This is a genomic window from Amycolatopsis camponoti, from assembly GCF_902497555.1.
Lineage (GTDB): Bacteria > Actinomycetota > Actinomycetes > Mycobacteriales > Pseudonocardiaceae > Amycolatopsis > Amycolatopsis camponoti.
Map to the genome: position 1 here is coordinate 2,117,784 of NZ_CABVGP010000003.1, position 12,057 is coordinate 2,129,840.

Sequence of the window (12,057 nt, forward strand, 5' to 3'; positions counted from 1 at the left end):
CGCCTCCGCCCGTCGCCGCCGGTCCTGCCGCGCGGCCCCGCGATGGCCGGTGCTCGTCCCCGCGAGCGTGGCTCGGCTTCGTGGCCGTGGCGGGCCGCCGTGCTGCCCGTCCGCGACCACGGCCCGGCCGCGGCCGGGCGCTGGGCTACCATTCGTGCCGCGGACGAGCTGGCAGGGCGGTCGCGGGCCGGGGCGACCCGGTCCGAGGAAAGTCCGGACTCCACAGGGCAGGGTGGTTGCTAACGGCAACCCGGGGTGACCCGCGGGAAAGTGCCACAGAAAACAGACCGCCACGGCCCGCGTGCTTCACGAGGGCCGGGGTAAGGGTGAAACGGTGGTGTAAGAGACCACCAGCGTCCCGGGTGACCGGGGCGGCTGGGTAAACCCCACCCGGAGCAAGGCCAAGAGGGAGCGCGAGCTCCTGCGCAGGCGTTCGAGGACGGCCCGTCCGAGCCTGCGGGTAGGCCGCTGGAGCCTGCCGGCGACGGCAGGCCGAGATGGATGGCCGCCGCCCGGTGAGCCGCGAGGCGACCCGGGAACAGGATCCGGCTTACATGCCGGCTCGTCCGCCTCGCTTCTGCCGCGGCCGTCGTGAGTGAGAAACCGTGTTCTAACCCTGTTTCTCACTCACGACCGGTCTTGGCAGAAGGTTCCGCCGGTGGTTACCCGGTAGTAGGGTGCCGCTATGGCGGGTGACGAGAAGCGGTTCAAGTCGGCCTTCGATTCCCTTCACGCTCTGGCGTACTTCGCGCCCGAAGTGGACCAGGCGCTCACCGGCATCGGGCTGCGGCCGGGGCGGATGCCCTACTTCGCCGGCCGCTCGGCCGCGATGGGACCGGTCGGGCCCGAGGTCGTCGCCGCCACCTTCTACAACTTCAACCCCGAGGTCGTCGCCCGCGTGATCCCGCGCGCCTGGACCCTCGCGACGCCGGAGCAGGTCCTCGAAGCGCGGCTCGACGGCGTAGACGGGGCCCTCACCCGGCTCCTCGGCGAAGGCGAGCTGAAGAGCGACGAGGTCGTCGAGGCCGCCGACCTCGCCCGGGAGGCCACCGCCGGCTGCACGACCGAAGGACGCCCCCTCTACGCCGCGCACGCCGGCCTGGACTGGCCGGAGCCGCCGCACCTCGCGCTCTGGCACGCCATCACCCTGCTGCGCGAGCACCGCGGCGACGGCCACATCGCCGCCCTCCTCCTCAACGGCCTGAGCGGCGTGGAAGCCCTCGTCACCCACGTGGCCACCGGCGCCGGGTTCACCGTCGACGCGGCCAAGCTGACGCGGGGCTGGAGCGACGAGCAGTGGACCGCCGCCGAGCAGCGCCTGCGCGACCGCGGGATCCTCGACGGCGAAGGCGCGCTCACCGACGAAGGCGTCGCGGTGCGTGACCGCGTCGAGGCGGCCACCGAAGCCGCCGCGAGGGGCCCGTGGGACCACCTCGGAGCGGAGAAGCTGGCCCGGCTGGAGGAGCTCGGCCGGGACCTCACCCGCCGCGTGGTCGCGGCCGGTGCGTTCCCGAAGGGCGTTTTCGCCCAGCGCCGCGCCTGAAGCCCAAGATCACGCTATGTAGTGAAAAGCGTGTGAGGTTTTGAGCGCCGTGTGACGGACAGCGCGAGCCGTCAAGATCGACATGGGTGCCCACCGGCCGAACCACGGTAACGGAGCGGACTCGCGCGACGGGGCCGTTCGGGTCATGTCACACTGTCCCAGGCCGCACAACGGCCTCGGTGCAAGTACCCACAGTGAGCAAATCCCGAGCAATGGGGTGAGTTCGTCAGCACACTGAGAAGTATGGGTGCCCGGGCTTTAACCCGAGGGCCCTTGCCGCGATGATGGTGGGCGTGGAGTTTTCGTGCGCCGTGCGCGCCACACCGGTTGACAACCCAGCCGTCGTCTACGCAGCGCGCTTTGACCACTACCCCTCGTAGCCGCCATGATGTTGTTCGAAGCACCGCCTGAGCCAGAGCCGCGCGGGCCCCACCGCGCACCGGGAGTAACGCGATGATGACCTTGACCACCCTCGACACGCTGGCCGCCGGCGAGCTGGGCACGGGAAACGTGCGCCAGTGGCTGCTCGACAACGTCATCCCCCTGGTGCTGCTGGCCGTCGCCCTCCTGCTTCTCTGGCTGGGTGGCGGAAAGGGCGACAACGCCGGTGTCATGCGGCGGCTCGCCGGCGTGGTCATCGCGCTCGCCATCATCGGTCTCGCGGTCAGTGGCGCGGGCGTGAACGTGGGCCAGTGGATCGCCGGCCTGTTCACCGGCTGAGGCGGCGGCGTGCGGATCAGGACTGATGACGAGGTCTACCGGGTCGACGCCGTGTGGCTCGGCCCGCCGAAAGCGACTTTTCCCTGGAGAGCCCGCTACGTCGCGTGGCTCATCGGCATCCCGGCGTTCTTCGTCGTCCTCGGCGTCGAACGCTGGGCGGGGTGGAGCTTCGGGTTCTTCTCGACGGCGTGGGCGTTCATCGCCACCATCGCGATCACCCGGCTGCTCACGGCCAAGATCAGCCACGAGCGGCCCCTGGGCACCGTGGTCTCGATGGCCGGGCGCGAGCTCAACACCCCCCGCGAGGTGACCACGGGCACGGGCGGCGCGGTCAGCGCCAGCCGCGTCCGGGTACGGGCCGAGCGCCCGCTGCCGAAGCATCGCCGGAAGCGGCAGTACCAGCACCACGGCGGGCCGCCGGGTGCCGGGGTCCAGGGAACACCACGAGCGCGCCGGAGCCGCGGCAACGCGGCTCGGGCCGGGAGGTAGTCGTTGTTCGGTCGCGGCGGTAGCCGAGGAAAACGGGGTCGGGACGCGCACTCGGGCGCGTGGCAGCCGCCCGAGCAGGTCCGCGCGGCGCGGAACGGCTCGGGAGGCGGCAACGGCCGTCGCCTGACCGGCGAGCAGGCGATCCCCGCGTACACCCCCTCGATCGCGGTGCGCAGCATCGACGGGCACCTGGTCCGCACGGGCTACGAGGTCTACGCGTGGTACCGGCTGGCGCCGCAGCGCTGGTCGTTCCGCTCGGACTCGCAGCGGCGCGACCTCGTCGCGGCCATCGCCGGCCAGTACGCCGAGCTGCAGGGCCGCTGGCTGCACCTGCGCGTGACGAACCGGCCGTACCCGATCCGGATGTGGGCCGAGGCGCACGTCTACAACGCACACGGCCGCCCCGGCGACGTCCCGGGCGCGCTGTCGTTCGACGACTACCTGATCGGCGAGCAGCAGCAGCTCATGGGCCGCTCGATGGCCGAAAAAGAGGTCTACATCGGCGTCCAGGTGCAGACCCGGCGGATGGTCGACCGCGCGGTCGAACGCGCCGCGCCCGTGCTGCGCAAGATCCTGCCCGAGGCCGTCGACGCCGAGCTGAGCGCGCTCGACTCCGAGGTCGAGCACCTCGACCAGGTCATCGGCAGCGCCGGGCTGGAAGGCCGTCCGGTGCACGCCGAGGAGATGTCCTGGCTGATGCACCGCTCGTGCTCGCTGGGCCTGCCCGCGCCGCGGAACATGCCCGCCGTGCCGGGCGCGGCCTGGGAGCCCGAGGACCTGGCCAGCTTCACCGACGCCGCCGACTACTACGCCGACCCGTACGCGCCGACGGTCACCGTCCGCGGCCGCACCGGCTCCAACGCCGGGGTGTCGCGGCACTTGGCCGTGCTCACCGTCGGGCAGATGCACGGCCTGCAGATCCCCGAGGTCGACGACCCGTGGATCCAGCACGCCGACCGGCTGCCGGCGGCGGTCGAGGTGTCGGCGCGGATCTACGTCCGGCGGCCCGAGGAGGTCGCCAGCGAGCTGCAGCGCCAGATGAACAAGGTGCGCTCGCAGGTCAAGCACTACACCGACGAGCACGAGCTGGAGCCGCCGCAGTCGCTGTCGCGCCAGGCCGGGCGCGTGCTGGAGATCGACGACGAGATGACGTCGGGCTTCACCGCGCTCGCCACCCGCGTGCGCTCGTGGTGGCGGCTGGCGGTGTCCGGCCCGACCGAGCGCGACGCGCTGCGCCTGGCCCAGCAGCTGCTCGACCTCTACAAGCCGAAGATCGCCATCGAGCACCCCGAGGCCCAGTACGCGATGGCCCGGGAGTTCATCCCGGGCGAGCCGCTGGCCTCGGCGGCGTACATGCGCCGCGGGTCGGTGGTCTGGGCGTCCTCGGCGGTCCCGACGGCGACCGCGGAGGTCGGCGACCGCCGCGGCATCCTGCTCGGCGAGACGTGCACCGCCACGCGGCGCCCGGTGGCCTGGGACCCGTGGATGGCCCAGGAGATCCGCGACGGCTCCGGCCTGACCGCGATGGTCGCCGGCCTGGGTGGTGGTAAGTCGTTCCTCGGCGGCGGCATCGTCTACAAGACGCTGCGCGCCGGCGCGAACTGGACGATCCTCGACCCGTCCGGCCCGCTGTCGCGGCTGTGCGACCTGCCGGAGCTGCGCCCGTACGCGCGGCCGATCAACCTGCTCAACGCCCAGCCCGGCATCCTGAACCCGTACCGGGTGGTCGCCGAGCCGCTGATCGAGCACTTCATGGACGAGGAAGACCCGGAGCGCTCCTGGCGCCGCGAGAAAGCCCTCGCGGGCGCGACGCGACGACGTCTCGTGCTCGACGTCCTGACCGGTGTCCTGCCGTACGAGGTCTCGCGGATGGCCCAGACCCGGATCGTGCTGCTGCGCGCGGTCCGCACGGTCGGCGGCCGCTTCGACGCGGATCCGGGCCAGGTAATCGATGCGCTCCGGCGGGATTCTTCGGAACACCACGAGCACGCGGGTGTCGTCGCGGACTTCCTCGACGAGATGCGCGAGCGGATGGCGCTGCTGATCCCGGAGACGGACGCGGACCCGTACGCGGAGACCCGCGACGACCGCCTGACGGTCCTGACGATGGCCGGGCTGACCCTGCCCAAGGACGGCGTCCCGCGCGAGTACTGGACGGACGCGGAGTCCCTGGGCGTCGAGATGCTGAACCTGGCGGCGTGGCTGACCCAGCGGTCGGTGTACGAGAAGCCGAAGGAGATGCGCAAGGGCGTCTGGATCGACGAGGCGTTCTTCCTGTCCGAGGTCCCGACCGGCCGGGTGCTGATGAACCGCTTCGCGCGTGACTCGCGCAAGTGGAACGTCCGTGTCCTGCTGTCGTCCCAGATCCCGGCGGACTTCCTGAAGATCCAGGGTTTCGTGACCCTGCTGGACTCGGTGTTCGTGGGCCGGTTGGACGACGACGACGCCCAGGCGGACGCGTTGCGGCTGTTGAAGGTCCCGGTAGGGGTCGGGTACGAGCAGGTGGTGGCGGCCCTGGGCCGTCGTCCGGGGTCGCAGCAGCGCGGTCTGGAGCGCGACGTCGAGCCCCGCCAGTTCATCTTCGGCGACGGCGCGGGCGGGGTCGAACGCATCCGCGTCGACTTCTCCGGGCCGCACCTGGACCACCTCCGCGCGGTCATGGACACGACCCCGGGCTCGAAGGACGCGGCATCGCCCCCGCGCCGCCCGGGCAACGAGCTGGCGCTCCCGTCGGAGGAGAAGAGGCCGTTCGTGGCGTCCCCACCGGAGGACGACATCGAGCTGGAGCAGGACTTCGAGCTGGCGGCGGAGCTGGAGGTCGGCCTGGCCGACGAGAACCTCCTGGGCGCGCCCGATCCCTTGGCCTCCGAAACCGGCGAGGTCGAGGGCGGCGTTTCTCCGAACGGCAGTGTCTCGCCAAACGGCGGTGTTTCCCCGAACGGCAACGGCGGGCAGCAGCACGCCCGCACGGGTGGAAAGGGCGGCACCGGCCGGGACGCCGCATGACCGCCGCCCGGACCCGAAGTAGCCGCACCGCCCCCGGCTGCGAGGGGCGGGCCCGCCGTTCCTCGCGAGCGGTCGTACCCCCGCGGGCTACCGCGGAGGGTGCCGCATGAACACCCTGCTGACGCTGGCGGTGCTGCTGACGCTGGCCGCCGCGTGGCACGCGCTGAAGCGCCGCATCAAGGAAGGCCCGAAAGCGCGCCGCGTCCCGAGCCGCAAGGCGACGATGTTCGCCGTCATGCTGGTGCTCGGCCTGCAGGCCATCGCCACGGCGCCCGCGGCGAGCGCGGCGGCCTGCGGTGAGGCGCCGAACCCGGAGCGTCCGGGGGCGGGCATGGTTGGCGCGATCGACCCGCCGGAGGGCCACGGCGAACCGAACAGCGCGTACATCGACTACAGCTACGCGGGCATGGTCTGGAACACCTTCGAGACCAACTGCTCGGGGCTGAACCTCACCCCGGCGGGATCCACTTTGGACACCTGGGGTGGCAACCAGCTTTTCAACCTGGGCAAGAACATCGTCGGCGCCACCAACTCGCTGCACTACACGGTGCTCGAAGGCGGCCTGCTGAACCCGATCTACGCCGCGGTCAAGTCGGGCGCCGAGAAGGTCTACAACAACATCTACGCCCAGCTGTTCGGCCTGGTCGCGCTGATCCTGTCGATCATGATGTTCCGCAACATCTGGCGGGGTGACCTGGCCGCGGTCAGCAAACGGGCGCTCTACGCACTCGCCGGGATCTGGCTGGCCGCGTCGTCACTGGCGATGCTGCGCTACTTCGACCCGATCGACAAAGCGATCGTCCAGACCACCACGAACATCCAGGCGGGCTTCGTGGACGAGAGCGGCGACCGGATCGTCCGCGACATCCTGCCCACCCAGCTCCACACGCAGATCGTCTACAACAACTGGCTGCGCGGGGAGTTCGGCACCACCAACGCGCCGCAGGCCGAGCAGTTCGGCAAGCCGCTGCTCGACGCCCAGGCGTTCACCCGCAACCAGCTGGTGAACGGCGACGACGCCAACCAAGGTGTCATCGACGGCAAGAAGAACGCCTACAAGGACATCTCCACCAAGCTCGGCCCCGCCACCGGCTACTTCACCGGCGAAGCGGGCGGCCGCACCGGCGCCGGCTTCCTCTCCCTCGGCCAGGCCCTCGTCTACTCGCTCTTCCAGCTGCTCGCGAAGGCGTCCGTACTCCTGGCCCAGGTCCTGATCCGCCTCTTCGCGCTCACCGCGCCGCTGATCGGGCTCGTCGCCCTGCTGCACCCCGAGATCCTGCGCCGCGTGCTCAAGGTCGCCGGCGGGGTCGCGTTCAACCTCGTCGTGCTCTCGGTGCTCGCCGGGGTGCACGCGCTGCTGCTGCAGGCCATCTTCGACGCCGGGAACTCGCTGAACATGCTCACGCAGATGGTCCTCGCCGGGCTCATCACCGTGCTGCTGTTCATGGTCGGGCGGCCCGTCCGGCGCCTGTGGCAGATGGTCGAGATGTCGGTCAGCATGGTCGGCGCCGCCGTGCCGTCGCCCGGTGGCGGGATCTTCTCCCGCTTCAAGCGCAACCGCAGCGGCCCGACGCCGCAGGACGAGTTCTGGCAGAACGTGCGCGAGACCGACGACGTCGTCGACGGCGAGCAGCGCGGTCCGCTCGGCGCCACCGCCGGTGGTGGCCGCTTCCGGCCGGAGGCCACGATCTTCGCCAACTCCCAGCGGCTCGACCACACCTCGGGCGCCGGCCGCCCGGCCGCCGCCTGGTCCGGGGCCTGGCCGGGGGCGATCGGCGGGGGTGCGGCGGGCGCGCTGCCCGCCGGCGGACGCCCCGGCTCCCCGGTCTACGGCCAGTACAACCCGGCCAACGGCGACCCCGGCGACTACGTCGTCGTCGGTGCCGGTGGTCGTCCCACGCTCCGCCGGGAGGAAAGCCGGCGCGTCGACACCTCCCCGGTGGCCGACCGCCGCTGGAACGACGAGCCCGAGCCCGTCGTCGTGCCGTCCGACCTGCGCACCCCCGAGTCCGGCTTCAGCGACTACACACCGCAGGACGTGCCGCGGACGCCGGGCGTGCGGACCCAGCCCCGCCGCGTCGACCCCGAAGTCGTCGCGGGCAAGCCGGTCTTCGTGCTGTACCGGCCGTCGCGCGGCATCGAGGTCCGCGAAGAGCGGGACACCGACCAAGCCATGGGGCGGTGACCGATGCCGATCCGCACCAACCGCGGCCGCGCCGCTGTCTACCGCCGCCTGTGGGGCTGGCCGCTGCGCTCGCCCCGCCACCTGATGGGGACGCTGGTCTTCCTGGCCATCCTGGTCACCGCGCTCGGCATCGTGCTGCCGAAGGTGGTCGGCAAGCCGCAGGCCAAGGCCTCGCCCACCACCGGCACCACGACGTCGGTGACGGCGACCCCGCCGCCCGGGGTCGCGGCGCCGGTGCCGACGTCGAACCTGCCGACGCGGCTGTCCGCGCCGCTGGCCACCCCGACCACGGCGGCGCCGAACGGGGACGCCGTCCGCGTCGCCAAGGAGTGGGCCGCGGCCTGGGTCGACCACCCGGCCGGGATCACCTCGGACCAGTGGCTCGCCAAGCTGAAACCCTTCACCACCGAGGAGTACCTGCCGGTGATGTCGTCGGTCGACCCGGCGAACATCCCGGCGACGAAGGTCACCGGTGAGCCGGTCGTCGGGACGTCCTACACCAGCTCGGTGCAGCTGACGATCCCGACCGACGGGCCCAAGCTCGCCATCACGGTCGTCAACACCAACGCGGGCTGGCGCGTCGCCGACTACGACCAGGCGAGCTGAGCGTGCGGCGGCTGGGGTTGTGGCTGGGGCTGATCGTGTTCGTCGCGATCGGTGCCCTGATCGTCACCGCCGTCGCCGCCAAGGTCGTCGTCGACAACCAGCAGGCGCAGGCCCGGGGCGTGTCGCTGATGAGCTGCGACGCCTCGGTCGGGCCGACCCAGCCCGGCGAGGGCGAGCGCGGCACGGTCGACGCGTCCAAGCTCGACGACGAGCAGAAGGGCATCGTCGCGCTGATCATCACGATCGGCAAGCAGCGGTCCCTGGCGCCGCGCGGGTGGCAGGTCGCGATCCAGGCCGGGATGACCGAGTCCGGGCTGCACAACCTCACCTACGGTGACCGCGACTCCCAGGGCATCTTCCAGATGCGCCCGTCGATGGGCTGGGGCTCGGTCGCCGAGGTCACCAACCCGACCTACGCGGTCAACAAGTTCTACGACGTGCTGCTCGCGGTCCCGGACTGGGAGAACATGCGCCCGGGCGACGCGGCGCAGAAGGTCGAGCGCTCGGGGTTCCCGGACCGCTACCACAAGTGGGAGCCGATGGCGGCGACGCTGGTGGAGAACGTCGGCCAGGTCGTCGACGTCGTCGCCTGCGGCACCGGGCTGGGTCAGCTGCTGCCGCCGAGCGAGGCCGCCGGGAAGGCGATCAGTTTCGCTCTCGGCGAGCAGGGTAAGCCGTATGTGTGGGGCGCCACGGGCCCGAACTCGTACGACTGTTCGGGCTTGATGCTGCGCGCGTACGAGTCGGCCGGGATCATCCTGCCGCGGGTTTCGCGCGACCAGTACCACGCGGGCGCGCTGCTGCCGGTGCGCGAGGCGCAGCCCGGTGACCTGCTGTTCCTCGCCACGGATCCCTCGAACCCGGACACGATCCACCACGTGATGATGTACCTGGGCGACGGCAAGGTCGTCGAGGCGCAGCAGACCGGCGTCCCGGTGCACACGAGGCCGTTCTCGTTCGACGAGGCCGAAGTGGTGCCGCAGGCCGTCCGCCCCGGCGTTTAGCATGGGTCTCGAGGGCCTTGACACGAATCGGCCGATTCACCCGACGTCGCGGCGCTTCCACGAGCAGGTGGCCGCGTACTGGCAGAGGATGAGCACGTGGGACGCAAGTTCGGCAAGCGAGGCAAAGCCGGGGCCGGCCAGGACCCGGCGGGGCTGTTCGGCGCGCCCCAGCCGCCCCGGCAGTCGGCGCGCCCCGCGTCCAGCACGCCCCTGTCCGACCAGCTGAGCCAGGGCTATCCCGGCGTCGACGCGGGGTACGTGGTGCTGCCCAGGTCGCTGGCGGAGGGGATGTCGCTGCCGTGGCAGCAGCAGATGGCGGCGCTGCTGGCCCAGTTCCACGCCGAGCACGCGTCGCTGGCCTGGCCGATCTACCGCGTGGTGCCCTCGCGCTACGAGAGACTGGCGGACCTCGACGAGGAGCAGCTCGCGGAGGCGGGCTACCTGGTGGAGATGGACGCCGACGGCGAGATGGTCTACCGCGAGCGCAGCGGCCGGAAGGTCGAGGACCCGGAGAACACGTCGGTCTTGGTGTCGTCGCTGGACCCGATCCCGCGGCCGGCGGCCCGTCCGACGCCCCCGCCCCCGGGAGCGCGCCCGGACCAGGCGCCGGCACCGATGAACATCGGGCCGGCCCCGGTGTGGCGGACGGTGCAGCAGCCGGCTCAGCCTCCCGGGTGGGGGCAGTCGGCATCGGGGGTGGGTTGGAGCCAGGAGCCCGGTGCGCCGGACCGGGGGCGTCGGCCGGCGGAGGAGCGAGCGCCCCGCCATGCGGCTCCGGAGGCCGGCGTTGAGCGTGCTGTTCCCGCGCCTCCTGTCGAGGAGACGCTTGCGCCGGGGGAGCCGTCGATCGACGTCGGTCAGCCGGTGGAGACCGGCTGGCAGCCGGCCGAGCCGGAAGTGACGCCGCTGCCGTCGGAGACGGCCGCCGCTGAGGTGTCGCAGGCCGAGTCTGTGTTGCGGGCCGAGGCGTCGGAGCCGGTCGAGTCCGCGCCGGAGCGGGGTGAGACCACCCAGCCTGAGGCGGCGGTGGAGGTGAGGCCGGGGGAAGCGGCTGAATCCGTGTCTGCAGAACACGAGCGACGGGATGTGGTCCAGCCCGAAGCAGCTGAGTCTTCATCGGCAGAGCCTGAGCTGCAGGGTGCCGCTGCGCCTGAGCGTCGGGCTGGTGCTGAGCCCGAGCTGCAGGGCAGCGCTGCGAGCGAGCCGTGGGACGGTGCTGGGCCCGAGCTGCGGGACGGTGCCGGGCTTGAGTCGCGGGTCGGTGCTGAGCCCGAGCTGCGGGAAAGCCTCGAGTCAGGGCCGCAGGATGGTGCTGTGCCTGAGTCGCGGGAGGCCGTTGGGTCGGGGCTGCAGGACGGCGCTGGGCCTGAGCCGCGGGATGCTGCTGGGCCTGAGCCCCGGGATGGCGCGGAGTCCGGGGCTGAGGCAGCGGTCCCAGCCACGCAAGCGCCGGAGCAGCCAGCGGAACCCCCGGCGGAACCGCAGTCGGCTGGTGAGCCGCAGCTGGGCGCACCGGCTGCATCGGAGATGCACCAGCCGCCTTCAGCGCAAGAGCCGCCTGCTGAGGGGCAGCAGCCGTTCGTTGCGCCCGAGTCGGAATCGGCGCCGGATCAGCAGGCTGCCGCGCCCGAGTCGCCTGCCGAGGGGCAGCAGCCGTTCGTTGCGCGGGAGTCGGAATCGCCGACCTCGCCGCAGCCCGTTGACGGTCCGCAGCCACCGAGCCAGCAGCAACCTGCCGCTCCGTCGCCCGACCAGCAGCAATCGCCCGCGGTAGAACAGCAACCGGCCACAGTGCAGCAGCAGTCGCCGCAGGCGTCGGCCGTGCAACCGGCTCCAGTGCAGCAGGAGCCGCAGGCGTCGGCCCCGGAGCAGGTGTCTGCTGTGCAGCGACCTGCTGGTTCGCAAGAATCGAATCAGCAGCAATCGACTGCGGTGCAGCAGCCCGCTCACCAGTCGCCTGTGGCACCGCAGGCGACTCAGCAGCAAGCGTCTGCGGTACAGCAGTCAGCTCAGCATCCGCCGGCCAAGCAGCCGCGGCCGTCGGTCCAGCAGCCGCCGTCTGCCGCGCCACTTTCAGCACTTCGGCACCAACCGCCCGCAGCCCGGGAGCCGCAGCAGTCGCCAGTCCGGCAGCAACTGCCGGCTCCGCAGCAGGCAGACCAGGCACCGGTCCAGGAGCAACCACCGACCGCACAGCAACCGTCGAGCGCGCAACCGGCGGCTGCGCAGCAGTCGTCGGCCCAGCAGCAACCGCCTGCCGCGCAGCAGTCGCCGGTCCCGCAGCAGTCACCGGCCGCGCAGGCACCGTCCGTCGCGCAGGCACCGCCCGCCGCGCGGCAGTCGCCGGTCCAGCAGCAACCGCCTGCCGCGCAGCAACCGGCGAGCGCGCAACCGGCGGCTGCGCAGCAGTCGCCTGCCCAGCAGCAACCGCCCGCCGCGCAGCAGTCACCGCAGGCGCCTACTCAGCACCAACCCGCACCCCAGCCGCACCCCACCAGCTCCCA

General features: G+C 72.0%; 8 protein-coding genes and 1 other RNA gene. All 9 read left to right on the plus strand.

From position 1 onward, the window contains the following. The first annotated feature begins 164 nt into the window (after positions 1–164). Positions 165–569: RNase P RNA component class A (rnpB, locus tag AA23TX_RS46850), an RNA gene on the plus strand. Between the two features lie 116 nt (positions 570–685). After that, positions 686–1,543: an SCO6745 family protein gene (locus AA23TX_RS46855; RefSeq protein ID WP_155549293.1), complete on the plus strand. Its 858-nt coding sequence runs from the start codon at positions 686–688 to the stop codon at positions 1,541–1,543. 453 nt (positions 1,544–1,996) lie between these two features. Further along, positions 1,997–2,263, plus strand: a complete 267-nt coding sequence (locus tag AA23TX_RS46860) for a hypothetical protein (protein ID WP_004562703.1) — start codon at positions 1,997–1,999, stop codon at positions 2,261–2,263. Between the two features lie 9 nt (positions 2,264–2,272). Then, positions 2,273–2,752 carry a hypothetical protein gene (locus AA23TX_RS46865; protein ID WP_155549294.1) on the plus strand — a complete coding sequence of 160 codons (480 nt, stop codon included), beginning with the start codon at positions 2,273–2,275 and terminating at the stop codon, positions 2,750–2,752. 3 nt (positions 2,753–2,755) lie between these two features. Continuing rightward, positions 2,756–5,758, plus strand: a complete 3,003-nt coding sequence (locus tag AA23TX_RS46870; protein WP_155549295.1) for an ATP-binding protein — start codon at positions 2,756–2,758, stop codon at positions 5,756–5,758. A gap of 106 nt (positions 5,759–5,864) precedes the next feature. Beyond that, positions 5,865–7,943 (plus strand): magnesium transporter, encoded by a 2,079-nt coding sequence (locus AA23TX_RS46875; protein WP_155549296.1) that lies wholly within the window; start codon positions 5,865–5,867, stop codon positions 7,941–7,943. Positions 7,944–7,946: 3 nt separating this feature from the next. After that, positions 7,947–8,549: a hypothetical protein gene (locus tag AA23TX_RS46880; RefSeq protein ID WP_155549297.1), complete on the plus strand. Its 603-nt coding sequence runs from the start codon at positions 7,947–7,949 to the stop codon at positions 8,547–8,549. Positions 8,550–8,551: 2 nt separating this feature from the next. Then, positions 8,552–9,553, plus strand: a complete 1,002-nt coding sequence (locus AA23TX_RS46885) for a C40 family peptidase (protein WP_155549298.1) — start codon at positions 8,552–8,554, stop codon at positions 9,551–9,553. 96 nt (positions 9,554–9,649) lie between these two features. Then, positions 9,650–12,057 (plus strand): hypothetical protein (locus AA23TX_RS51265; RefSeq protein WP_439328810.1); only part of this gene is annotated, 2,408 nt, incomplete at its 3' end.